Origin of the sequence: Kineosporia corallincola, from assembly GCF_018499875.1 — a bacterium.
Classification (GTDB): Bacteria; Actinomycetota; Actinomycetes; order Actinomycetales; family Kineosporiaceae; genus Kineosporia; species Kineosporia corallincola.
This window is the reverse complement of the sequence record NZ_JAHBAY010000003.1, coordinates 1-24,350: the sequence shown is the minus strand read 5'-3', so window position 1 is coordinate 24,350 and position 24,350 is coordinate 1. Positions and strand designations below refer to the sequence as shown.

General features: G+C 71.1%; 22 protein-coding genes. 9 read left to right on the top strand and 13 right to left on the bottom strand.

The features are described 5' to 3' along the window. Positions 1-15 precede the first annotated feature (15 nt). The 5 genes from KIH74_RS07320 (at position 16) to KIH74_RS07300 (ending at position 5,270) form a co-directional block, all read left to right on the top strand. Positions 16-921, top strand: coding sequence for a homoserine O-acetyltransferase/O-succinyltransferase family protein (locus KIH74_RS07320; RefSeq protein WP_214155037.1), 906 nt, complete (start codon positions 16-18; stop codon positions 919-921). After that, positions 914-1,510, top strand: a complete 597-nt coding sequence (locus tag KIH74_RS07315) for a GNAT family N-acetyltransferase (RefSeq protein ID WP_214155036.1) — start codon at positions 914-916, stop codon at positions 1,508-1,510. The genes KIH74_RS07320 and KIH74_RS07315 overlap by 8 nt, the downstream gene beginning before the upstream one ends. Before the next feature lie 15 nt (positions 1,511-1,525). Beyond that, on the top strand, positions 1,526-2,248 hold the full coding sequence (locus KIH74_RS07310) for an iron-containing redox enzyme family protein (RefSeq protein ID WP_214155035.1): 723 nt from the start codon (positions 1,526-1,528) through the stop codon (positions 2,246-2,248). Continuing rightward, complete coding sequence (locus KIH74_RS07305) at positions 2,245-3,705, top strand: O-succinylhomoserine sulfhydrylase (RefSeq protein ID WP_214155034.1); 1,461 nt, start codon at positions 2,245-2,247, stop codon at positions 3,703-3,705. Before KIH74_RS07310 ends, KIH74_RS07305 begins: the two co-directional genes overlap by 4 nt. Positions 3,706-3,995: 290 nt before the next feature. Continuing rightward, the gene (locus tag KIH74_RS07300; protein WP_372492010.1) at positions 3,996-5,270 is read left to right on the top strand and encodes a M20/M25/M40 family metallo-hydrolase; all 1,275 of its coding nucleotides are present in this window, start codon (positions 3,996-3,998) and stop codon (positions 5,268-5,270) included. A gap of 7 nt (positions 5,271-5,277) precedes the next feature. Here the strand turns inward: KIH74_RS07300 and KIH74_RS07295 are convergent, their stop codons facing one another. Beyond that, positions 5,278-6,657 (bottom strand): MFS transporter, encoded by a 1,380-nt coding sequence (locus KIH74_RS07295; RefSeq protein WP_214155032.1) that lies wholly within the window; start codon positions 6,655-6,657, stop codon positions 5,278-5,280. Between the two features lie 84 nt (positions 6,658-6,741). Here KIH74_RS07295 and KIH74_RS07290 point away from each other — a divergent pair, with 84 nt between their 5' ends. Continuing rightward, entirely contained in the window at positions 6,742-7,698 is a 957-nt protein-coding gene (locus KIH74_RS07290) for a GlxA family transcriptional regulator (RefSeq protein ID WP_214155031.1), read from the top strand. Positions 7,699-7,701: 3 nt separating this feature from the next. On the opposite strand, the gene KIH74_RS07285 is transcribed toward KIH74_RS07290, so the two are convergent. Both KIH74_RS07285 and KIH74_RS07280 read right to left on the bottom strand, forming a co-directional pair. Continuing rightward, complete coding sequence (locus tag KIH74_RS07285) at positions 7,702-8,829, bottom strand: MalY/PatB family protein (protein ID WP_214155030.1); 1,128 nt, start codon at positions 8,827-8,829, stop codon at positions 7,702-7,704. After that, on the bottom strand, positions 8,830-9,471 hold the full coding sequence (locus KIH74_RS07280; RefSeq protein ID WP_214155029.1) for a DUF6518 family protein: 642 nt from the start codon (positions 9,469-9,471) through the stop codon (positions 8,830-8,832). It abuts the gene before it with no gap. Positions 9,472-9,589: 118 nt separating this feature from the next. Between KIH74_RS07280 and KIH74_RS07275 the strand changes: the two genes are divergently transcribed. Beyond that, positions 9,590-10,549: a nucleoside hydrolase gene (locus KIH74_RS07275; protein WP_214155028.1), complete on the top strand. Its 960-nt coding sequence runs from the start codon at positions 9,590-9,592 to the stop codon at positions 10,547-10,549. A 133-nt stretch (positions 10,550-10,682) separates the two neighbouring features. After that, positions 10,683-11,123, top strand: a complete 441-nt coding sequence (locus KIH74_RS07270) for a hypothetical protein (RefSeq protein ID WP_214155027.1) — start codon at positions 10,683-10,685, stop codon at positions 11,121-11,123. Positions 11,124-11,126: 3 nt separating this feature from the next. Here the strand turns inward: KIH74_RS07270 and KIH74_RS07265 are convergent, their stop codons facing one another. From KIH74_RS07265 to KIH74_RS07220, 10 genes are all read right to left on the bottom strand, one after another. After that, positions 11,127-11,936 (bottom strand): ABC transporter permease, encoded by an 810-nt coding sequence (locus tag KIH74_RS07265; protein WP_246571953.1) that lies wholly within the window; start codon positions 11,934-11,936, stop codon positions 11,127-11,129. A gap of 26 nt (positions 11,937-11,962) precedes the next feature. Next, complete coding sequence (locus tag KIH74_RS36000) at positions 11,963-12,889, bottom strand: ABC transporter permease (protein WP_214155025.1); 927 nt, start codon at positions 12,887-12,889, stop codon at positions 11,963-11,965. After that, positions 12,886-13,992, bottom strand: coding sequence for an ABC transporter ATP-binding protein (locus KIH74_RS07255; RefSeq protein ID WP_214155024.1), 1,107 nt, complete (start codon positions 13,990-13,992; stop codon positions 12,886-12,888). Before KIH74_RS07255 ends, KIH74_RS36000 begins: the two co-directional genes overlap by 4 nt. Then, positions 13,989-15,209, bottom strand: a complete 1,221-nt coding sequence (locus tag KIH74_RS07250; RefSeq protein ID WP_214155023.1) for an extracellular solute-binding protein — start codon at positions 15,207-15,209, stop codon at positions 13,989-13,991. The genes KIH74_RS07255 and KIH74_RS07250 overlap by 4 nt, the downstream gene beginning before the upstream one ends. Positions 15,210-15,373: 164 nt before the next feature. Beyond that, positions 15,374-16,219, bottom strand: coding sequence for an alpha/beta hydrolase fold domain-containing protein (locus tag KIH74_RS07245; RefSeq protein WP_214155022.1), 846 nt, complete (start codon positions 16,217-16,219; stop codon positions 15,374-15,376). A gap of 56 nt (positions 16,220-16,275) precedes the next feature. After that, on the bottom strand, positions 16,276-17,514 hold the full coding sequence (locus tag KIH74_RS07240; protein WP_214155021.1) for an alpha-hydroxy acid oxidase: 1,239 nt from the start codon (positions 17,512-17,514) through the stop codon (positions 16,276-16,278). 20 nt (positions 17,515-17,534) lie between these two features. Then, positions 17,535-18,962: a rhamnulokinase gene (locus tag KIH74_RS37535; RefSeq protein ID WP_308113633.1), complete on the bottom strand. Its 1,428-nt coding sequence runs from the start codon at positions 18,960-18,962 to the stop codon at positions 17,535-17,537. Positions 18,963-19,021: 59 nt separating this feature from the next. Continuing rightward, positions 19,022-21,058, bottom strand: coding sequence for a bifunctional aldolase/short-chain dehydrogenase (locus KIH74_RS07230; RefSeq protein ID WP_214155020.1), 2,037 nt, complete (start codon positions 21,056-21,058; stop codon positions 19,022-19,024). A gap of 81 nt (positions 21,059-21,139) precedes the next feature. Then, positions 21,140-22,303, bottom strand: a complete 1,164-nt coding sequence (gene rhaI / locus KIH74_RS07225) for an L-rhamnose isomerase (protein ID WP_214155019.1) — start codon at positions 22,301-22,303, stop codon at positions 21,140-21,142. Between the two features lie 203 nt (positions 22,304-22,506). Next, complete coding sequence (locus KIH74_RS07220; RefSeq protein WP_214155018.1) at positions 22,507-23,130, bottom strand: TetR/AcrR family transcriptional regulator; 624 nt, start codon at positions 23,128-23,130, stop codon at positions 22,507-22,509. Between the two features lie 118 nt (positions 23,131-23,248). On the opposite strand from KIH74_RS07220, the gene KIH74_RS38415 reads away from it, so the two are divergent. Beyond that, a partial coding sequence (locus KIH74_RS38415) for an alpha-L-rhamnosidase N-terminal domain-containing protein (protein WP_214155017.1) occupies positions 23,249-24,350 on the top strand: 1,102 nt, incomplete at its 3' end.

Genomic DNA, 24,350 nt, shown 5'->3' with positions numbered 1-24,350 from the left:
GCCCGGGGGGAGAAAATGGTCAACCCGTGGCCCGGCGGCGGGTGCGAGCCCGCCGTCGGCGTCCTCGATCTGATGACGAAACCGGTGGCCGGCCGACCACGCAGCCACTGGACGCGCCTGCTCGGCGAACCGGCGCACGCCCCGTGCCTGGTGCACGAGGCCCACGAGCGCGTGGTCAACCTCGACCCGCACGCCGGGCCCCGGCCCGGCACGCTGCCGCCCGCGGTGGCGGCGTGGATCGGCACGCTACGGGGGCTCATCGTGAGCGGGGCCGAGCCCCGGGGGCCCGACCTGACCCGGGATCCGGTGCACTCGCTGATCGGCCGCATCCTCGACCGGACGGGCGACCTGCCCGTGCTCTTCTCCTGCCTGTCCGCGCACTCGGCGCTGGCCCACCTGCACGCGGTTCCACGGGTGCGGCTGGCGGAGAAACGCATGGGCGTGCTCAGTCATCTCGTGGTGGGGGCGTCACCGCTGGGCCGGGCCCTGTTCCCGGGGCCGGTGATGATGCCGCACTCGCGCTGGCACACTGTGCGGCGGCACGACCTCGACGCCGCCGGCGTGCACACCCTGCTGGCCACCGGCGCCGACGACTGGGGCGCGGCCCACGACGACGAGGGGCACCTGTTCGTGCAGGGCCACCCGGAGTACGGCGCCGGCACGCTGCTGCGCGAATACGTACGCGACGTGGGGCGTTTCGTCCGGGGTGAGATCGTGGCCCACCCCACGCTCCCGGTCAACTACCTGCCCGGCGAGCAGGAGCAGCGCCTGCGTGAACTCGCCCTGCTCGCCCGGGCCGGCGAACCGGTCCGGCTGCCGGAACTGACCATGGACCCCTCGCTCGCCCTGGCCTGGCAGGGGCCGGGCCGCCGGCTGCTGGCGGGCTGGGCCGGCCGGAAGATGGAGACGGCACATGTCTGAGGCATCCGAGACGATCGGCACCCGCCGCTGGTTCTGGCCGGAAGACCTCACCGCCCACCGGGTCTCGCTGCGGGCCATGCTGATCGCCAGCATCGAGGACGAGGGCATCCTCGGCTACGGCGACGAGATCACCGACGCGGACGGCGACGCGTTCGCCGACGAGCTGGCCCGCGGGCTGCGCGACGGGTCCACCCACGTGCTGCTCGGGGAGGACGACTCGGGCGTGTTCGCGATGTGCGTGATGCGGCGCCCGGCCATGGCCAACTGCCGTCACCTGGCCGAGGTCAGCAAAGCCTATCTGGCGCCCCGGGCCCGGGGCTCGGGCGCGGTGCTGGAACTGGCGCTCGCGGTGGCCGAGCGACTCACCTGGATCGGCGTCGAGCGGATCCAGATCGACGTGCGCGAGCACTCCCACGCCCACCGGGTCTGGCGCGGGCTGGGTTTCGAGACGTTCGGCGTGCTCGACGACTACAGCCGCTACGGCGGCGCCCGGCACCGCGGCCACTTCATGACCGTCACCGTGCCCGACCTGCTCCGAAACACCCGCACCCGGATCGGGCGCAGGCGTCAGACCGCAGACACCCCATGACCGGAGGATGACGAAATGTTGCTCAGCAAGCCCGACTTCCGTGACGAGCTGGAACGCACCCTGCACTCGCACCTGACCATCTCGCACCCGGTGTTCGCCCTGCTGCTCGACCAGGACGACCCGAAACCCGAGTTCCTCCAGCAGGTCGCGCTCCAGGGGTACCAGCTCACCAAGAACTTTCTGGAGTACATCGAGAACCTCTGGTTCTTCTGCCCGCTGCCCCGGCACCGTCGCCGCCTCCTGCACAACATGTACGAGGAAGAGACCGGGTTCATCTCCAAGACCAAGAACCACGTCAAACTGATGCAGGACTTCCTGCTGGCCCTGGGCATCGACGACGAGCAGCGTGACGCCGCGGTCGCCCTGCCCGCCACCCAGGAGCTCATCGACTACCGCATGCAGGCGGTGAAGGACCCGGCGCGCTACCACGTGGGTGCCGCGGCCGTCACCATCGCCAGCGAGGGGCAGAACCTGGAGACGCTGGGCTCGGAGTCGCGCGACGTGCTGTTCGAGCGGGTCTACGGGCTGACCCCGAAAGACCTGCTGTTCTTCTCGGTGCACCAGAAGGAGGACGTCGGGCACACCCAGCAGGGCCTCGACCTGGTCACCGACCTGTGCACCACCGAGAAGACGCAGCAGGAGGCCCTTTACGCGGTCTCGCACACCTGTGAGCTGTTCTACGCCATGTACGAGGGCATCCACCAGGAGTACCTGGCCGGGCGGCTGCTGCCGCGATGACCGGGCTCGCGACGGCCGCCGTCCGGGCCGGGCAGCGACAGCCCACGGCGGACCAGCACAGCGAGGCTCTCGTCCTCACCTCCAGCTATCTCTTCGACGACGCCCACGACGCGGCCGAGAAGTTCGCCGGGCGGCGTGCGGGCAACGTGTACGTGCGGTTCACCAACCCCACCGTGCGCGGGTTCGAGGAGCGGCTCGCGGCCCTGGAGGGTGGCGACGACGCGGTCGCCACCGGCTCCGGGATGGCCGCCTACACGGCGGTCTCGATGGCGCTGCTGGAGGCGGGCGACCATGTGCTGCTGGCCGAGGGGGTGTTCGGCACCACCACCCGGCTGTACCAGCACTACCTGAGCAAGTTCGGCGTCACCACCACGATCCTGCCGGTCGACGACAACGATCGCTGGGCCGCCGCCATCGGCCCGGCCACCCGGATGGTGGTGGTCGAGAGCCCGACCAATCCGGTGATGCGGGTGGCCGACCTGCGGTTCCTGGCCGGGCTCAGCCACGCCCACGGAGCCCTGTTCCTGGTCGACAACACGCTCTGCACACCGGTTCTGCAACAGCCGCTCGCGCTCGGCGCCGACCTGGTACTCCACTCGGCCGGCAAGTACCTCGACGGCCAGGGCCGATGCGGCGGCGGCGCGGTGGTCGGTGCCGCGCCGCTGGTCGAGGCGGTGCGCGGAGTGCTGCGCACCGCCGGCCCCAGCCTGAGCCCGTTCAACGCCTGGCTGCTGACGAAGAGCCTGGAGACCCTTCCCCTGCGGATGCGGGCGCACGGCGAGGTGGCGGGTGCGGTCAGTGACTGGCTCACAACTCAGGACGACGTGGAGGCCGTGCACTTCCCCGGCCGTGACGACCATCCGCAGGCCGCGCTGATCGCCCGCCAGCAGAGCGGGCCGGGCGGGTTGCTGAGCTTCACCGTTCCCGGTGGCCGGGCCGGGGCCTGGTCGTTCATCGATCACCTGAAACTGATCTCGAACACCACCAACATCGGCGACACCAAGACCATGGCCACACACCCGGCCAGCACCACCCACGGCCGGCTGACCGACGAGCAGCGCCGCTCCGCGGGCATCCGGCCCGACCTGGTGCGGTTGTCGATCGGCATCGAGGATCCGGCCGACCTGATCGAAGACCTGGCCCAGGCCCTCGGCGCGGCACGTCGGGACGTCGGGGGCAGCGAGCGCGCCGGGGCCGGCTTCGGTGACCGAGCCGACGATCTGGCCGGCGGGCGGGCTGACGACGTGGCTGACAACGTGGCTGGCGACGTGGCTGGCGACGTGGCTGGCGACGTGGCTGGCGACGTGGCTGACGACGTGGCTGACGACTTGGTCGACGTTCGGGCCGGCGGGCGGGCTGACGACCGGGCTGACGACCGGGCTGACGATCGAGACGGTGAGCGTGCCGGTGACCGTGCCGGTGACCGTGCCGTCGACAGGACCGGGGCCGCCCGATGACGTCCACCGAAGACACCCTCGCGCCCAGGGGATCCGAACCGGGGCGCGCCGAATCGACCCGCATCGAACCGGGCCGTGGCGAACCAGGTAGTGGCGAACCGGGTCGCGCTGTGTCGGGTCGCGCCGAGCCGGGCCTTGCCGAACCGGGCCGTGCCGAGCCGGGCCGTGCCGAACCGGGCCGTGCCGAGCCAGGCCGTGCCGCAGTCACCCGCGATGAGCCGGACCGTGCCGAAGCAACTGGGGCCGAAGCAACTGGGGCCGAAAGCACTGGTGCCGCAGGCGTCCCCACGGTGGCCGACGTGCTCAGCACTCTGATCCGGTTCGACACCTCCACTCCCGGGGGCGACGAGCGTCCCGCCGCCGAGTGGGTGGCCGCGCGACTGGCCGAGGTCGGGGTGCGTGCCGAGATCTTCGAGTCCGAGCCGGGGCGGGCGTCGCTGGTGGCCCGGATCCCGGGGGCGGACCCGCTGCGGGGCGCCCTGCTCATGCACGGCCACCTCGACGTGGTGCCCGCCGACCCGGCCGAGTGGCAGGTGCACCCGTTCGCCGGGGAGATCCGCGACGGGTGCGTGTGGGGGCGCGGCGCCGTGGACATGAAGAACGCCATCGCCATGCTCCTGACCGTGGTGGCGATCTGGCACCGGGAGGGGTACGTCCCGCCTCGTGACGTCGTCCTCGCTTTCACCGCCGACGAGGAGGCCGGGGGTGATCTGGGGGCGCGGTACCTGGTCGACCACCACCGCGACCTGCTGGCCGACTGCACCGAAGCGGTCGGCGAGGTGGGCGGTTTCAGTGTGACGCTGCCCGAGGGCGGGCGGCTGTACCCGATCCAGACCGCCGAGAAGGGTGCCCTCTGGCTACGGCTCGTCGCCGACGGCACTCCCGGGCACGGGTCGCTGGTGAATCCCGACAACGCCGTCACCCGCCTGTCCGGGGTGATGAACCGGCTGGGGGAGAGGCGGTTTCCGGCGGCGCTGCGTCCGCAGACCCGGGTGCTGCTGGAGACCCTGGCCCGGCTGCGACGCGGTGAGTCGTTCGACCCCCGGCAGCCGGAGCGCGACCTGGCCGGTCTCGGCGGCTTCGGCCGGCTGCTGGAGGCCACGCTGCGCACCACGCTCACCCCCACCTCGCTGCGCGCGGGCAGCGGCGCCAACACCGTGCCGCCCAGCGCGCAGGGCACGATCGACGTGCGCTACCTGCCCGGCGAGCGGGAGAGCGCCCTGGCGGCCGTGGACGAGATCCTCGGCGACGACGTGGTGCGCGAGATGCTGCTCGACCACGTCACCCTGGACTCGCCCTACGACGCCGCGCTGCCGGGTGCGATGGCGGCTGCCCTGCTGGCCGAGGACCCGGCCGGCCATCCGGTGCCGTTCACGCTCAGCGGCGGCACCGACGCCAAGTCGTTCTACCGGCTGGGAGAGCTTCGCTGCTACGGGTTCTCGCCGTTGCGCCTGCCCGCGGGCCTGGACTTCGTCGCGATGTTCCACGGCGTGAACGAGCGGGTGCCGGTGGACGCCCTGGAGTTCGGGGTGCGGGTGCTGGACCGGTTCCTGCGCTCCAGCTGACACCTCCTCACGAGCGCTGCACGGCGTCGTCGTCGGAAGTGCCGGAAGCCTCGGAGGCCGGCTCGGGGGGAACCGGCCGGGAGGGTTCCGGCGAGGCCGTTTCGGGGGTGCCGTTGCGTGACCCGGGAGGTCCGGGGGCCGGCAACTGGAGCACGAGCAGCGCAGAGAGCACCACGAGGGCGGACTCGGTGAGCACCACCGGTCCGTACGAGTCGGCCCGCTGCTCGATGTAGGCGCCGACCTGGCTGCTCAGCGCCGCGCCGATCTGGTGCACCAGCCACAGCACGCCCAGCCCGGTGGCCTTGACGCCGGTGGGCAGCAGGCGGCCGATCCACAGCGTGGTGGCCACCACGGTGACCATGTAACTGGCGCCGAACACCACGCCGAAACCGAAGGCCGAACTGGCGCCGGGAACCACCAGCAGCACCAGCATGGCCAGCGCCCGCAACGCGTAGCCGGTGACCAGGGTGGAACGGATCAGGCCGCGGTCGCACAGCCGCCCGGCCACCAGGCCGCCCATCAGCTCGAACAGGCCCAGCAGAGAGAGGGTTCCGCTGACCACGCCGCCGGACATGCCCTCGTGGTTCAGGTGGTTCACCAGGTGCACGTCGACGAAGGCCATGGTGATGCCGCACCCGCCGAAGGCCAGGGTGACCATCACGTAGTCGCGGTCGGTGAGCAGCGTGCGCAACCGGCTGCCGGTGCCCTGCCGGGACTGCGGCGTGCTGGGGGCGGCCGGCTCGTCACCGGCCGACAACCGGCCCAGCAGCACGGCCAGCGGGGCCAGGGCCACCAGCATGACCACCCCGACCAGCAGGAACACCGTGCGCCACGACAGCAGCGAGCCGACCCACACCCACAGCGGAACCAGCACGATGAAACCCACGGCCGGGCCGTTGGTCATGGCGGCGTAGGCCAGGCCCTCACCCCGCCCGGCGAACAGCTCGTCGGCGAGTTTGCCCAGTGGCACGTAGGACAGCATGGTGAACGCGACCGAGCCGAGAACGCCGTACACCGGGGCGAACTGGAGCACCCCCGGGGCCGCCGCGCAGAGCAGGAAGGCCACTCCGGCCAGCACGGTGCCCACGGTCAGGGCGGTGGAGCCGCCCCAGCGGTCGGCCAGCAGCCCGACCAGCGGGCTGGCCACCGCGATGCCGACCGCGAAGATCGTGGTGGACCAGGCGAACCCCTCGACCGTGGTGTGGATGTCGCGGGCGATGTCGGGCAGATACACGGTGACCGTGCTCTTCAGCGCCGACCCGGCCAGCGACAGGACGAACGCCAGGGTGGCCGCGAAGAGCAGCGCGGCCCAGCGCCTTCCGCCGTCCGCGTCGCCCGTCCCGACCTGCCCGATCTGCCCGGCCGGTCCGGCTGATTCGCCCGCCATGCCATCGCCTCTTTTCCCGCGTCCGGTGCTCTACCGGCCCAGTCTTGCGGCGGCGAACGGCCCGAATGGATAGGCTGGACTGCCATGGTGCGAAAGAATCCGGCCATCCATCAGGTCGTGGTGCTGGCCGTCCCGGATGTGGTGCTGCTCGACCTGGCCATCCCCGCGCAGATCTTCGGCCACCGCGACGAGGCCGACCGGTACCGGCTGACCGTCTGCGCCGAGCGCCGCGGCCCGGTGCCCACCACCACCGGCGGCCCGCTGTACGCCGAGGCCGGGCTGTCGGCCCTGGACCGGGCCGACACCGTGGTGGTTCCCGGCTACGAGCCGATGGACGAGCCGTCGCCGCGCACCCTGGCCGCGCTGCGCCGGGCCGCCGCGCGGGGCGCCCGCATCATGTCGGTGTGCACCGGGGCGTTCGCCCTGGCCGCCGCCGGGCTGCTCGACGGCCGCCCGGCCACCACACACTGGGAGGACGCCGCCGAGCTGGCCGCCCGCTATCCGCAGGTGCTGGTCGACCCGGACGTGCTCTACATCGACGACGGCCAGATCCTGACCAGCGCGGGCGTGTGCGCGGGCATCGACCTGTGCCTGCACGTGGTGCGCTCCGACCACGGCTCCGAGGCGGCCGGACGGGTGGCCCGGCGCCTGGTGGTGGCGCCGCACCGGGCCGGTGGTCAAGCCCAGTTCATCGCCCGGCAGGTGCCGCCGCAGGGCAAGGGGCTGAGCGCCACCTGTGTCTGGGCCGCCGAGCGGCTCTCCGAGCCGCTGACGGTGGCCGACCTGGCCCGGCACTCCGGCTACGCGGTGCGCACGTTCTCCCGCCGGTTCCTCCAGGAGAACGGGATGACGCCGCAGCAGTGGCTCACCCGGCACCGGGTGGCCGAGGCCCGGCGCCTGCTGGAGGCCAGTGACCTGCCGGTGGGCAGCATCGCCACCCGCTGCGGCCTGGGCACGGCCACCAACCTGCGGATCCATCTGGCCCGCGACACCGGCCTCACCCCCTCCGCCTACCGCGCGGCCTACCAGGGCACGGGGTGACGATCACACCCGGCAGAGCCGGTCCACCGCCTCGATCACCGTCTCCGGGGCGCAGGCCAGGTTCATCCGGGCGTGTCCCAGGCCCTGGCTGCCGTACAGCCGGCCGGGGGAGAGCGCCAGGTCGCCGCGCTCCAGGGCGGTGCGGGCCGGGTCGTCGCCCCAGCCCAGGGCCGACATGTCCAGCCAGGCCAGGTAACTCGCGGCCGGGCGGGCGAAGGTGACGGCGGGCAGACGGCTGCGCAGCTGGTTCTCCAGCAGGGTGAAGTTCTGCTCGATCGCGGTGACCGTGCCGTGCAGCCAGTCCCGCCCGGAGGTGAAACCCGCCTGGGTGGCGATCATTCCGAGCAGACCGGTGCGGAACAGCGTCTCCTCGGGCAGCGACCGCACCACCGACGTCATTCGTTCCGACTCCGCCACGAAGAACGCGCACTTCAGGCCGGCCAGGTTGAACGCCTTGCTGCCCGAGACGGCGGCCAGGCCGTGCGCGCGGGCCTCGTCCGACACCGTCAGGTAGGGCGTGAACCGCTGCCCGTGATGGGTCAGCGGGGCGTGGATCTCGTCGCTCACCACGAAACCGTCGTGCCGGGCGACGATCCGCGACAGCTCGGCCAGCTCCCCGGCGCCGAACACCAGCCCGAGCGGGTTGTGCGGATTGCACAGCAGCACCCCGCGGGCACCGGCGGCCAGGGCCCGGTCGATACCGGCCAGATCGAGCCCGGCGGCGGTCAGCGGCACCTGCACCACCGTGCCGCCCGCCTCGGGCACCAGGTCGAAGAACGGCGGGTAGACCGGCGGCGTCACGATCACGCCCTGCCCGGCGGTGACGAGCCGGCGCAGCGACTCCACGATCACGACGCTCACGTCGGTTCCCGGGCTCATCCGGTGCACGGACGGCGACCAGCCCCAGACGTCTTCCGCGTAGCTCGCGAACGCCTCGGCGGCACCGGTCCCGGTCGGGCTGACATAACCGGTGTCACCCCGTTCCAGCGCCAGGGCCAGGGCGTCGCGGACAGCCGGGGCGAGCGGGTAGTCCATCTCGGCCACGAACATCGGCAGCACCCGCGGGCCGTAGGTGGTCCACTTCTCGCTGGTGCGGGTGCGCAGGACGGACAGGGGTTCCGCGGTCGTCACCTAGCCGATGCTACCCAGCGACTGGAAGGCGATCAGGAAACCGGCGGCCACCACCGCGGAGCATCCCAGGGCCAGGGTGATGGTCACCGACTCGCGCAGCCGGCGCAGCGTCATGTAGCCGAGCAGGGCGAGACCGGCCGCACCGGCCAGGACCCAGTACACCGGGCTGGTGCTGTCGCGCACCACGGTGAGCCCGTACACCGCCTCGCCGACCGCGATCCCGCTCAGCGCGGCGGTGGCCAGCGCGGCCCGCACGTCGCGCCCGCGCACCCAGACCGCGGCCAGCCCGACGAACGGCCCCACGACCAGCCCGACGACGCCGAACAGCGTCGGGTCGTAGGTGTGCCCACGAACCGCCGAGGCCGCCGTGTAGCCGATGGTGAGCAGCAGGAACGAGGCGGCGCCGAGCAGCGCCGACAGCCCGGGACGCACCCGCACCGACCAGATCAGCAGCACGCTGAACAGCGTCCACCCGCTGGCGGAGTTGGCCAGCGAGTTGATCGTGCCCGGCAGGAAACCCTGTGCGAAGGCGGTGAGGACGCCGATCAGGAAGGCGGCCAGGGCCACCCCGGTCGCGGCGGCGGCCTCCCGGTCGGTGCCCCGCACCTCCAGAACGGGTCGGTGGTCGGTGGTGAAGGACATGCCCCGATCCTCGCCCATGACGCTGTGTGCCCGCGTCATCCTCGAGTCCCATTCGGGTCCTCCCCAGGTCTGACGATAGATTCCGGGAGCTAGCACTGACAGTAGGAAGGAACCCTCCGTGAGCATCCCCCTGGTGATCGACACCGACACGGCGCAGGACGACTGCATCGCGATCCTGGCCGGTCTGCTGACCGCCGAGGCCGACCTGCGGGCGATCACCATGGTGGCGGGCAACGTCGGGTTCGACCGGCAGGTGCGCAACGCGTTCCTGACCCTGAACGTGGCCGACAAGCTCGGCCAGGTGCCGATGTACCTGGGCAGCCGGCGCCCGCTGGTGCGCCCGTGGGTGTCCGCGGAGAACGTGCACGGTGACGGCGCGGGCGGCCTGGACATGGACTTCGACGGCTGCGAGCCGCAGCCCGAGCACGCCGTGGACGCCCTGCTCCGGCTGGCCGAGGAGGCCGACGGCGAGCTCAGTGTGGTGGCCATCGGCCCGCTGACCAACATCGCGCTCGCTGTCGCGAAGAAGCCCGAGTTCGCCCAGCAGGTCAAGCATCTGGTGATCATGGGCGGCTCGAACAACGACCGGGGCAACATCACCGCCGCCGCCGAGTTCAACTTCTACGTCGACCCGGAGGCCGCGAAGATCGTCTTCGACGCGGGTTTCCGGATCACCGTGGTGCCGTGGGCGCCGCTCACCCTGCGGCAGGCCGTGTTCGGCCGCGACACCCTGGACGAGATCGCCGGCATCGACACGCCCCTGGCCCGCTTCTTCACCCGGGTCTGCTCCTCCACGCTGGAGTTCGACGAGAGCGTGGGCATCCCCGGCACCACGCATCCCGACTCGCTGTCGGTCGCGGTGCTGCTGCGCCCCGAGCTGATCACCCGGTCGGCGCGGTACAACGTGGACATCGAGACCGGTTCCGAGCTGACCCGTGGCTACGCGGCGATGTCGTGGGGCGTGCACGGCCTGACGCCGAACGCCACCGTGGTCGAGGAGATCGACGCCCCGGCCTTCCGGCAGTTCCTGCTCGGCATGCTGTCGCTCCCCACCACGCCGCCGCGCGAGTTCCGCTGATCCGGCAAGAGTGAGGACGACGCGGAGCTTCTCAGAAGCTCCGCGTCGTCCACCATTTCAGCTCGGGCCGCACCGGTAGGGCTGAACGGCCCGGGACCATCGTCCCGAATGGTGCCGGGTTATCGTCCGTTCCGTGAACGACGTCTACCTCTTCATCCACGTGGCCACCGCGATCCTGTTCATCGGCGCGGTCGCCGTGGCCACCAGCCTGTTCCCGCGCTACGCCACGGGCGACGACGCGGCCGGGTTCGTGGGCTCCGGCGGGCACCCGGCGGCGGTGGCGATGCACCGGATCACCAGGCTGTACGGGCTTCTCGCGGTGATCTCCCCGGTCGCCGGGCTGATCCTGGCGATCCGGTGGCACGCGCTCGGACACACCTGGGTGTGGCTTTCGCTGGTGCTGGTCGTGATCGCCTGGGCCCTGCTGCTTCTGGCGATCATCCCGCAGCAGGAGAAGCTGCTGCGCGAGGTTCCGGCCGACCCGGCGAAGGCGCGCGGTCGGGCCGCGGCCTTCGCCGGGGTGTTCAACCTGCTCTGGTTCGTGGTGCTGGTGCTGATGTACGCCAAGCCCTGAGAACTACTCCGGCGGCTCCTCCTTCACCTGCGACACCAGCTGCGTCGGGTTCACGAAACGCAGTGCGGTGACCAGCAGCACGAGCATCACCAGCATGTAGATCACGGCCATCGCGTCGACCGACTGCTGGGCCCGGATGCCGGCCGCGTTCATCGAGTTGAACAGGGCGACCACCAGGGTGGACGACGTGGGCCCGGCGGTCAGGAAGGTCAGCTCGAACATCCCGACCGTGCGCACCAGCACCAGGATCGAGCTGGCCAGGATGCCCGGCAGCAGCAGCGGTGCCAGGATCCGGGTGAACACCGAGAAGGTGCCCGCGCCGGACATTCTCGCCGCGTTCTCGATCGCCGGGTCGATCTGCTCGATGAACGGCGTCATGGTCAGCACCACGAACGGCACGCACGGCACCAGGTTGGCCAGGATCACGCCGCTCAGGTTGCCCGCCAGCCCGACCTTGTAGAGCACCGTGGCCAGCGGGATGCCGTAGGTGATGGGCGGCATCATGATCGGCAGCAGGAACAGGAACCAGAGCACCTGCTTGCCCGGAAAGGGCCTGCGCGCCAGCACGTACGCGGCCGGTACCCCGGCCACGACCGACAGCACCACCACCGCCAGCGCCACCTCCAGGGTGGTCACGATGACGTCGAACAACCCGAAACTGGTCCACGCCTGCCGGTACCACTGCGTGGTCCAGCCCGCGGGCAGCCAGGTGTCGAACCAGCGCTCGCCGAACGAGTTCACCAGTACCGAACCCACCACGCCGAGCAGCCAGACCAGGAAGAGCGCGACGGCGCCCCAGACCAGCCAGGCCATCGGGGAGGCGGAGACCCTGCGTGTGTTCACGCGCCCTTGCCTCCTGTCGTGCCGGTGTAGAACCGCGACCGCCCGGCCAGGACCAGACCGATCACCGCCAGCTCGATGAAACCCATGACGATGGCGATGGTCGAGGCCAGCGGGTAGTCGTACTGCTCGTAGGCCGCCTGGTAGGCGGCGATCGAGATCACCCGGGTGCTGCCGGTCGGGTCGCCGACCAGGATGGCCGAGGGGAACACACTGAACGCCAGCACGAAGGTCAGGCAGAAGGTGGTGGCCAGGCCGGGCACCAGCAGCGGGAAGGTGATCAGCCGGAACCGGTCCCAGCGGCCCGCGCCGAGCGAGGCGGCCGCGCGCTCCAGCGACGGGTCGATGCCGGACAGGTACGACAGAACGAGCAGGAAGGCGAACGGGAACCCGCTGATCACCAGCGAGAAGAACACGCCCCAGTAGTTGTTCACCAGCCGCAGCGGGTCGTCGATCAGGCCCACGGCGGCCAGCGCCCGGTTCAGCCATCCGGCCGGGCCGGCGAAGTTCAGCAGGCCCTCGGCGGTCAGCACCGTGCCGAGCGTGATCGGGATGACGAGAACGGTCGTCAGCAGGCGCTTTCCGCGGAACCGGCCGCGCAGCCGGTAGGCGATCGGCACCGAGGCGAGCACGTTGAACAGCGCGGCGGGCAGCGCCAGCCAGAGCGTGGTGCCGATGGTGTCGCGCTGGAACGAGTCGCTGAAGAACCGGCGGTAGTTCTCGAGCGGCCCGCCGCCGTCGGTGGGCTGGAACGACAGCCCCAGCCCGTAGAGGAACGGGTACACGAACAGCACCAGCACCAGGATCAGGCCGGGCAGGAGCAGCAGCAGCCGGGCGTCCACCCCGCGCTCGGCCAGCCGGTGGCGCAGATCCGGCTTCCGCTGCGGATTCTCGGTGCTGCGTGGTGTGGCCGTCGCTGTGCTCACGACGTCACCTCGGCCAGCGGCGCGATCGGCTGCGGCAGGTCGTCGCCGCCCGGGAACACCAGCAGCCGCTGCTCCGGCAGCCGCAGGGCCACCGCGTCGCCCGGCACCAGCCGGGCGCTGGTGCGCACGTGGAACCGCAGGCCGTTGCCGGTCAGCGCCTCCACGGCGAACTCGCGGCCCTGGTACTCCACCACGGAGACGGTGGCCGCGACCGTGCCGTCGCCCGCGGGATCCGTGGTCACCTCGATGTCTTCGGGCCGGATACCGATCGCCACCCGCTCGCCCTGCGGCAGGTCCGCTGCCGCGCTGCCGCGCAGCCGGAGCCCGTCGACGTCCACCGTCACCGTACGGCCGGAGACCCCGACCGCGGTGGCGGGAAAGAGGTTGCGGCAGCCCATGAAGTCGGCCACGTGCCAGGTGGCCGGCTGTGAGTGCAGCTGCTCCGGGGTGCCGATCTGCTGCACCCGCCCCTGGCGCAGCACCACCAGGCGGTCGGCCATCGACAGCGCCTCCTCCTGGTCGTGCGTCACGTAGATCGTGGTCAGGCCGAGACTCTGGTGCAGGCGCCGGATCTCGGTGCGCATCTCCAGCCGGAGCTTGGCGTCCAGGTTCGACAGCGGCTCGTCCATCAGCACCACCGAGGGCTCCAGCACCACCGCCCGGGCGATCGCCACCCGCTGCTGCTGGCCGCCGGACAGCTGGCCGGGCAGCTTGCCGGCCTGGTCCTCCAGGTGCACGAGTTCCAGTGCCCGGGTGGTGCGTTCGGTCACCTCGGCCTTCGGCAGACGGCGCATGCGCAGGCCGAACTCGACGTTGCGCCGCACGGTGAGGTGCGGGAAGAGCGCGTAGTTCTGAAACACCATGCCGAAACCCCGGCGCTCGGGCGGCAGCACGTCCACCCGCCGGTCGTCCATCCAGATCCGGCCACTGCTGAGCGGAATCAGGCCGGCCACGCAGTTCAGCGCCGTGGACTTGCCGCAGCCGGAAGGGCCCAGCAGGGCGACGAACTCGCCGCGGGAGATGGTCAGGTCGAGTTCTTCGAGGGCCGGGGTGCCGGTGAAGCGCCGCCCGACCCCCTCCAGACGCAACTGCGAGAAACTCACTTCTCCACCTTGGATCCGCCGATCTCGCGGTCCCAGGTGTCGAAGGCCTTGACCAGCGCCTCCGCCTCCAGCGGAACCTCTTTCGGGTTGTCCTCGATCAGCGCGTCGTACTCCGGGCGGCCGTAGGTCTTCAGCACCTCCTGGCTCTGCGCCGGTGCCATCGACACGTCCACCCCCTGGATCGCCGGGCCCGGGTAGAAGTAGCCGGTGTCGTAGGCCTGCGCCTGTTGCTCCGGGGTGAGCATGTTCTGCACCAGGGCGAGAACGGCCGCCTCCTGGTCGGTGCTGACCCCGCGCGGCACCACGGCGTAGTGCGCGTCGGTGACCCAGTGGAAGCCGTCGAGCGTGGTGATCTTCGCCTCTGCCGGAACCGTGCCCAGGGCGCGGGCGTTGATGTCCCAGCCGGTGGTCGAGGCGATGATGTCGACCGTTCCGCCGGCCAGGTCCTTCATCGTCTGCGTGGTGCCGGAGGGGTAACGGTCGATGTACTCGGCCAGTTCGGCCAGGTAGGCCCAGGTCTTGTCCCAGCCGTTCACCGGGTCGTGCGGGTCCGAGTCGCCGAGCACGTAGGGCAGGCCCATCAGCAGGGTGCGGCCCGGGCCGGAGTTGGCCGGCCGGGCGTACTCCACCTTGCCGGGATTCGCCTTGGCATAGGCCAGAAGGGCTTCCGCGGTGGTGGGCGGTTCGGGCACCCGGTCGGGCATGTACTCCAGCAGCGGCCCGGACGGGTAGTAGGTGACCACCACGCCGGCGTCGCCCGCCAGCTTCTGCATGTTCGCGGCCGGTTCCTGGTAGTTGGCCATGTTCGACAGCCGCTGCTGGTTGGCCGGAAGCAGTTGCTGCCACAGGTTCTGCTCGATGCCGGCGGCCAGGCCGTCGGTGCCGGTGAGCACCAGCCCGATGCTGACCCGGTCGGCTCCCTGCTGCGCCTTGATCTTTCCGACCAGGTCGGGTGCGGTGGCGCTGGTGTAGGTCACCTTGGAGATGATTTTCGGGTTCTTCTTGACGAAGTCGTCGATCATCGGCTGGGTCAGCTGGAGGTTGCCCGCCACGTCGAGCACGTTCAGCACCACCGGTTCGGAGGGGGTGGCGGGCACCGCCTCGGCCGTTCCGGCGACGGGCGACTTCGATCCCGGGGAGCTGGGTGAACCGCACGCGGTGACCAGGAGGCCCAGTCCGGCCGTGGCGGTGAGCACCTGGCGGCGGCTCATGGTCATGGTGACTTTCCCTTCGTCAGCGCCGACAAGGGTGATTGTCCGGATTGTCCGGAAAGCGCTCAAGAAGCATGCAAGTCCCACCGGGGCGTGTCAACGCTTTGCCACTGGCAAAACTGAGGACGACGCCGGGCCGTGACGGGCCCGGCGTCGTCCTCGGTTTGAGGTCAGTTCAGGGTGGGGGAGAGCAGCCAGGTGGCCATGCGGGCGATGCTGCGGGTTGCCGCCGGATCGTCCGGGAGATTGAGATGCCCGTGCTGGGTGCCTTTCTCGCGCACCACCGTGACGTCGGTGCCGGCCAGGGCGAGTTCCGCGGCGAACTGCTGGCCGGACGCGCGCAGCGTGTCGGCGTCGGAATTGACGATGAACACCGGTGGCAGGCCGGTCAAGTCGTGACCTCCGGGGAAGGCGTAGGGTTCACGCAGCAGGGCCGGATCCCGCACATAGTTCAGGTTCATCGCGAGCACGGTGTCGGGCGGGAACGCGGACCGGCCGGGCAGACTCGCGGCCTGGTGCGCCAGTTCGGCCGTCAGCGGTGGCAGCTCGGCGTGCACGATCGGGTAGGCCAGCAGCAGGCCGGCCGGCAGCCGGCCCCCGGCGTCGCGCAGGCGCAGGGTGGCCCCGGCGGCCAGGTCGGCCCCGGCGCTGGCCCCGCCGAGCGCCCAGGTGCCGCCGAAAGCGTGCACAGCCCAGGAGAAGACGGCGGTGACCTCTTCGGAGGCGACGGGGTAGTGGCTGCCGGTGTCACCGCCGTGCTGCCCCTCCAGCTGGACGGCCAGGCTCCGGGGCACAGGGGCGAGGCGGTAGTCCACGGCCACCACCCGGATTCCGCGGTCGGCCAGTTGCCGGGCCACCCAGTCGCTCTCGGGCATGTCAAGGTCGCCGACGGCGAACGCGCCGCCGTGCGCCCAGACCAGGTTCACGGTCGGCGGCGCGGAATCGGGAGTGTAGAGCCGCAGCGGTATTTCACCGTGCGGCCCGGGGATGCGGCGGTCTTCGATGACGACGCTCATTCGTCCATTCTGCCGTGGTTCCCCGGTTTCCGGACGGGGGAACCACGGCAGAGGACTCAGCCGCGGCGGATCGGGCCCAGACGCTCCAGCTGGGTGACGTGCTGGGGGGTGAGCTCTTCCAGCGAGTGCGCGCCGAGAAGCTTCATGGTGCGCACGATCTGGTCGGAGAGGATCTCGATCATCTTGTCCACGCCCTCCCGGCCGCCGGCCATCAGGCCGTACAGATAGGCCCGGCCGACCAGGGTGAACTTCGCGCCCAGGGCGATGGAGGCGACGATGTCGGCGCCGTTCATGATGCCGGTGTCGACGACCACCTCGACGTCCTGGCCGACCTCGCGCACCACGTCGGGCAGCAGGTGGAAGGGGATGGGCGCGCGGTCGAGCTGACGGCCGCCGTGGTTGGACAGCACGATGCCGTCGACGCCGAGACCGGCCAGTCTGCGCGCGTCCTCGACGGTCTGGACACCCTTGATCGCGATCTTGCCGGGCCACATCTCGCGGATGATGCGCAGGTCCTCGTAGCTGATGGTGGGGTCCATCGCGAAGTCGAGCAGCTCGCCCACCGTGCCGCCGGTGGACGACAACGACGCGAACTCCAGCTTCGGGGTGGTCAGGAAGTCGTACCACCACCACGGCCGGGGGATGGCATTGACGACCGTGCCGAGGGTGATCTGCGGCGGGATGGAGAAGCCGTTGCGCTTGTCGCGCAGCCGGGCCCCGGCCACCGGGGTGTCGACGGTGAAGAACAGCGTGTCGAAGCCGTTCTGCGCGGCCCGCTCGACCAGGCCGTAGGAGATATCCCGCTGCTTCATCACGTACAGCTGGAACCAGTTGCGGCCCGAGGGGTTCGCGTCCCGCACGCCCTCGATCGAGGTGGTGCCGAGCGTGGACAGGCAGAACGGGATGCCCGCGGCGCCGGCGGCACCGGCCCCGGCCACCTCGCCCTCGGTCTGCATCAGCCGGGTGAAACCGGTGGGGGCGATGCCGAACGGCAGGGCCGAGGCGCCGCCGAAGACCGTGGTGGAGGTGTCCACCCGGGCCACGTCGCGCAGCACCTCGGGGTGGAACTCGACGTCTTCGAAGGCCTTGCGGGCGCGGTCGAGCGACAGCTCGCCCTCGGCCGCGCCGTCGGTGTAGTCGAACGCGGCGCGGGGCGTGCGCCGTTTCGCGATCGTGCGCAGGTCGTAGATGGTCAGCGCCTTGTCGAGGCGGCGTTTGCGGCCGTTGAACTCGGGCTTCTTGAACTGCATGAGCTCGAAGACCTCGGCGGCCTTCGGGAACTGGCGTTGCACCACGACGTGCTCCTCGGGAAAACTCAGAATCGGGGTTCGTAGCGGACGGGTGTGAAGGCCTGACTGACCAACTCTCGCATCCGGGTCAGCCCGCCGTCGATCAGCCCGGCGGCGCGGGCCTGGACCAGGATGTTGCCGATGGCGGTGGCCTCGACCGGGCCGGCCAGCACGGGCAGCCCGCTGCGGTCGGCGGTGGCCTGGCACAGCAGCTTGTTCTGCGCGCCACCCCCGACCAGGTGGATCACGGTCACCGGGTGGCCGGCGATCCGGGCGGCGTTGTGCACGGTGTCGGCGAAGGCCTGGGCCAGGCTCTCGATGATGGCCCGGGCGAACTGCGGGGGAGTGGCCGGCGCCGGCAGGTGGTGCTCGGCGTACCAGGCGGCGATCCGGGCCGGGATGTCGCCCGGGGCCATGAACCGCTCGTCGTCGACGTCGAACACCGCGGCCGGAGCCGGTGCCTGCTCGGCCTCGGCCAGCAACTGCTCCAGGTTGCTGGAACGCTGGCTGCTGTTCGCGCCGCGGTCCCACGTGCGCACCGACTCCGACAGCAGCCACAGGCCCATCACGTTGTGCAGGAACCGGATCCGGCCGTCGACACCGCCCTCGTTGGTGAAGTTGGCCTCGCGGGCGGCGTCGGTCAGCACCGGGGCGTCCAGCTCCAGGCCGACCAGACCCCAGGTGCCGCAGGAGATGTAGGCGAAGTCGCGGCCGGTGTCCGGCACCGCGACCACCGCCGAGGCGGTGTCGTGCGAGCCGACCGTGACCACCTCCAGCGGCGAGCCGACCAGGCTCGCGGCGCTGCCGGTGAGCTTGCCCACCGGGGTTCCGGCATCGACCAGACCCGGCAGCAGCTGCGCCGGAATGCCCAGCGCCGCGAGCAGTTCGTCGTCCCAGGTTCCGGTGCGCGGGTCGAGCAGGCCGGTGGTGGAGGCGTTGGTGCGCTCGGCCACCTCGGCGCCGGTGAGCCAGTACCCGAGCAGGTCGGGAATCAGCAGCAGACGATCGGCCAGGCCGAGCCGCCCCGTCCCGCCCTCGCAGGCCAGCTGGAACACGGTGTTGAAGGGCAGGTGCTGAAGACCGTTGCGGCGGAACAGTTCGGCCGGCCCGAACCGGGCGTGGACGGCGGCCACGCCGGCGGCGGTACGGGCGTCCCGGTAGTGGTGCGGCACGCCGAGGAGCTCACCGCCGCGCAGCAGGCCGTAGTCCACCGCCCAGGAGTCGATCCCGACGCTGAGCACGTCGGCCTGCTCCCGGGCGGCGGCCAGGCCACCCACCACCTGCCGGTACAGCTCCAGGATGTTCCAGTGCAGGCCATCACCCAGCTGGACGGGGTCGTTGGGGAACCGGGCGACGTGCCGCATGCGCAGCGTCCCGTCCCCCACGGTCCCGAGGATCACGCGTCCACTGGTGGCACCGAGATCGACGGCGGCGACTGTACCGGCGTTGCTCACCTTGACTGCCCTTCCATGGGGCCGGGCCCGTGCTGGGCCCGGCCGGTCGTTGGCGTGCTCTAGCGCAGGAACGCCGCGGCGACGCCGGAGTCCACCGGGATGTGCAGCCCGGTGGTGCGGCTCAGCTCGGAGCCGGTCAGCACGTACACCGCGTCGGCTACGTGCTCCGGGAGCACCTCCCGCTTGAGAATGGTGCGGTTGGCGTAGAACTGGCCGAGGTCCTCCTCCTTGACCCCGTACGTCGCCGCGCGGTTGGCGCCCCAGCCGGAGGCGAAGATGCCGGAACCGCGCACCACCCCGTCCGGGTTGACGCCGTTCACGCGCACGCCGTACGCGCCCAGCTCGACCGCCAGCAGCCGCACCTGGTGGGCCTGGTCGGCCTTGGTGGCGGAGTAGGCGATGTTGTTCGGGCCGGCGAAAACGCTGTTCTTGGAGGAGATGTAGATGATGTCGCCGCCCAGGCCCTGCTCGATCAGCACCTTGGCCGCGGCCTTCGACACCAGGAACGAGCCCTTGGCCATCACGTCGTGCTGGAGGTCCCAGTCCGCCTCGGTGGTCTCCAGCAGCGGCTTGGACAGCGACAGGCCGGCGTTGTTGACCACCAGGTCGACACCGCCGAAGGCGAGCAGGGCCTCGTCCACGGCGGCCTGGACGGCCTCGCCGGAGGCGACGTTCGCGGCCACCCCGATCGCCACGTCGCTGTTGCCGATCTCGGCCGCCGCGGCCTGCGCCTTGGCCAGGTCGAGGTCGGCGATCACGACGCAGGCGCCCTCGGCGGCCAGGCGCTCGGCGATCGCCTTGCCGATGCCGGAGGCAGCGCCGGTGACCAGCGCGATCCGCCCGGCGTGCGACTTCGGCCTCGGCATCCGCCGGAGCTTGGCCTCCTCCAGCGCCCAGTACTCGATGCGGAACTTCTCCGCGTCCGAGATCGGGGTGTAGGTGGACAGCGACTCGGCGCCGCGCATCACGTTGATGGCGTTGACGTAGAACTCGCCCGCCACCCGCGCGGTCTGCTTGTTGGCGCCGTAGCTGAACATGCCGACACCCGGGATCAGCACGATCAGCGGGTCCGCGCCGCGGATGGCGGGGCTGTTCTCGTCGGCGTGCTTCTCGTAGTAGGCGGTGTAGTCGGCGCGGTACTCCTCGTGGAGTTCCTTCAGCCGGGTGATGCTCTCCTCGACGCTCGCGGTGGCCGGCAGGTCGAGGATCAGCGGCTTGACCTTGGTGCGCAGGAAGTGGTCCGGGCAGCTGGTGCCCAGGGCGGCCAGCTCGGGCGCCCGCTCACTGGCCAGGAAGTCGAGCACCACGTCGGAGTCGGTGAAGTGACCCACCTGCCGCTTGTCCCGGCTGGCGATGCCGCGCACGGTGGCGGCCAGCGCGGCCGCCCTGGCCCGGCGCTGGTCGGCCGGCAGGGCCTCGTAACCCGCCCGCACGCCACCGAAAGGCTGTGCCGAGCCGTTCTTCTCGATGTACTCGGCGGCCGTGGAGATGATCCACAGCGAGTTGCGCTCGGACTCCTCGCTGGTGTCGCCCCACGCGGTGATGCCGTGGCCGCCCAGGACGGTGCCGATCGCCTGCGGGTTGGCCGCCTTGATCGCGGCGATGTCCAGGCCGAGCTGGAAACCCGGACGGCGCCAGGGAACCCAGACCACCTTGTCGCCGAAGATCTTCCGGGTGAGTTCCTCACCGTCGGCGGCGGTGGCGATCGCGATGCCGCTGTCCGGGTGCAGGTGGTCGACGTGCGCGGCGTCGACCAGGCCGTGCATGGCGGTGTCGATCGAGGGTGCGGCGCCGCCCTTGCCGTGCAGGCAGAAGTCGAACGCCGCGACCATCTCGTCCTCGCGGTCGATGCCGGGGTAGACATCGACCAGAGCCTTCATCCGGTCCAGACGCAGGGCGGCCAGGCCCTTTTCGGTGAGGGTGCCGAGGTCACCGCCCGAGCCCTTGACCCAGAGCAGCTCGACCGGCTGCCCCGTGACGGGGTCGGTCTCGCTGCCCTTGGCCGAGGTGTTGCCACCGGCGTAGTTCGTGTTCTTCGGGTCTGCGCCGAGGCGGTTGCTGCGGGCGATGAGCGCGGCGACGGTCTCGTTCGTCATACGTGGTCCTTCGTCGGTGGTTCGGATGGGCTGTCGGGCTGAACGACGTTGGAAGACATGCTGTTACGAGAGGGGCGGGGTTCAGGCGCCCCAGCTGGCCTGGGCCCCGCCGACGCGGTCGCCCTCGATCTGCTGCTGGTAACCGGATTCCAGGTAGGCCTTCATCGGGTCGGCCGGCAGGCCCCGGGTCTCCCGCCAGGCGGCCAGGTCACCACGCACGTCGGTGTAGAAGGCGTCCATGAAGATCTGGTTGGCGGCGAGCACCTCGCCGGCCTCCTGCGCCGCGGCCAGTGCCTGGGTGTCCACCAGCAGGGCCCGGGCCGTCATCTCCTGCACGTTGAGTACGGAGCGGATCTGGCCGGGGATCTTCTGCTCGATGTTGTGGCACTGGTCGAGCATGAAGGCGACGTCCGGGTTGCCGTAGCCGCCGCCCCGGATCACCTCGAACAGGATGCGGAACAGCTGGAACGGGTCGGCCGCGCCGACGATCAGGTCGTCGTCCGCGTAGAACCGCGAGTTGAAGTCGAACGAGCCGAGTTTCGACAGGCGCAGCAGCTGCATCACGATGAACTCGATGTTCGTGCCCGGGGCGTGGTGACCGGTGTCGAGGCAGACCACGGCGCGCTCGCCGAGCGCGGCCACCTGGGTGTAGCTGGTGCCCCAGTCCGGCACGTCGGTGTGATAGAAGGCGGGCTCGAAGAACTTGTATTCGAGCACCAGGCGCTGGTTCTCGCCGATCCGCTGATAGATCGTGGCCAGCGACTCGGCCAGCCGGTCCTGGCGGCCGCGCAGGTCGCCCTGGCCCGGGTAGTTGGTGCCCTCGGCGAGCCAGATCTTCAGGTCGCGGCTGCCGGTCTCGTTCATCACGTCGATGCACTCGAAGTGGTGGTCGATGGCCCGCTGCCGGATCTTCGCGTCGGTGTGGGTCAGGGCGCCGAGCTTGTACTCGTCGTCCTGGAAGGTGTTGGAATTGATGGTACCGAGCTGAACGCCCAGGTCTTCAGCGTGCTTTCGCAGGTCGGCGAACGACTCCACCCGGTCCCAGGGGATGTGGAGGGCGACGCTGGGGGACAGGCCGGTGTACTGGTGCACCTGCGCGGCGTCGGCGATCTTCTCGAACGGGTCGCGGGCGGTGCCGGCGGAGCCGAAGACCTTGAAGCGGGTGCCGGAGTTGCCGAAGGCCCAGGAGGGGAGCTCGATCGCCTGCTGCGCGAGCTGGGGCGCGACGTCCGGAAATTGTGTCATGACGGCGTTGTCCGTTCCTCGTTGAAACGTTTCATCAGAACGTAGCACGGCCGGGCCGGGACCATCCAGTGTCCTCGGCCGAGGATTCCCGGGCTATCGGTGGGCGGTCGGGTGAACCTGTCCCGGCAAGCTGCAGAACGGGGGACGACGGGGGCGTGCGGCGCAGCTCCCCGTCGTCCGTTCGTGGTGCCTGCTGAAACGTCTCACGCAGGAGGCGGGGAAGGACGAAGGGCCTGGGCCAGGCGGCTCAGGTACCTCTCGCTGTCGCCCGCCAGGTCGGTGCGGCGGCCGGAGAGCACCCACTGGAGCTGCATGCCGTCCGACACCGCGACCACCTCCCGGGCGATCGCGTCGTAGTCCACGTCGGCGCGGAACGAACCGCCGCGGGCGCACGCCCGGAAGCGCCCGGCGATGTCGTCGATGATGCGCTCGTAGCGCGCCGCGAACAGCTCGTGCGCGGCGCTGGAGGGGTCCGCCGCCTCGGCGCTGAGTGCCACGAACAGTTCGATCAAGCCCGGCTGGTCGAGGAAATGCCGGGTGATCGACTGGAGCGAGCGGATCAGCTGCTCGCCGTCCGCGCTCGTCGCCGGCCCGGCCACCACCCCCGCACTGTCGAAACGCCGGTCCGCGACGGCCAGCAGCAGGTGCTGCTTGGTCGGGAAGTGGTGCACCAGGCCGGTGGTGGAGATCCCGACATCCTTCGCTATTCGCGCCATCGAGGTGCTGGTGTACCCGGAGGTGGCGAATCGCTCGGTGGCGGCGTCGAGAATCCTTTCCCGGCGCTCCCGGCCCACGGCGTAGCTCCCACGTCGGCGTGGCTCACTCATCCGCTCAGGGTAGGTGACCAGCGGGTTCCTGTGAAAACCGAACGCGTTCCCTTTTCGCGGGAAGCCAGGTACTTTCGGTTGCCGGGCACCAGTGAGGACGGATGCGAAGGAGCATGTCGTGAGCGATTCCCCGGTCACCGGTCTGTCGGTCGAGTACCAGCGAACCCCCCTGGCGGTCGCCACTTCCCGTCCCCGTCTGTCCTGGCTTCCGGGCCGTTCCCAGGCCGGTTACGAGATCGAGGTGCTGCGGGCCGGCCGGCCGGTCGCGAGCAGCGGCCGGGTCGTCTCCCGGGAGAGTCATCTGGTCGAGATGCCCGGTGCCGAGCTGGAATCCGACACCGACTACGAGTGGCGGGTGCGGATCACCGACCAGGCCGGCACCGTGAGTTCCTGGGCCACGGCCGGGTTCGGCACCGCGTTGCTGCGCCCGGAGGACTGGCGCGCGCAGTGGGTCACCCCGAAGGACCGGGCCACCACCACCGAGCGCTGGACGATGCTGGACTGGATCACCGGCCGCCGTCCGGCCGGCCCGGTGGCCGACCGTCTGCGGCCGGTCCGGTTGCTGCGGCAGCGGTTCACCGTGGCGGCCCCGGTGGTGCGGGCCCGGCTGTTCATGACCGCCCGTGGCGTCTACTCCGCGCGGGTGAACGGCACGGTGGCCGGTGACGAGGTGCTGGCGCCGGGCTCGGACAGCTACGGCTCGCGCGTCTCGGTGCAGTGCTACGACGTGACCGGGCTGATCGCAGTGGGCGAGAACGTGCTCGGTGTGGCCCTGGCCGACGGCTGGTGGGCCGGGCGGATCGGGCTCACCGGGTCGAGCGCCCAGTTCGGCGACAGCACCAGCGCGATCTGGCAGCTGCACCTGACCACCGCCGACGGCCGTCGTCAGGTGCTCACCTCGGGCGGCGACGTGGTCAGCGCCGACGGGCCGTGGGTCTGGTCCGACCTCTTCATCGGCGAGCGCTTCGACGCCCGCCGGCACGATCCGGCCTGGAGCACGGCCGGTTTCGACGACAGCGCATGGACGCCGGTGGCCACCGAGGACGCCGCGTCGGAGGTGCTCGTGCCGTTCGCCGGCGAGCCGGTGCGGCGGGGGGGGGCCCCGCCCCCCCGGGCGGGGGGGGGCGGCCCGGCGGGGGGCGGGGGGGCCCCCCCCCGGGGGGGGGGGGGGCGGCGCGGGGGGGGGGCGGCGGGGGGGAGGCCCGGCCCAAGGGGGCGGC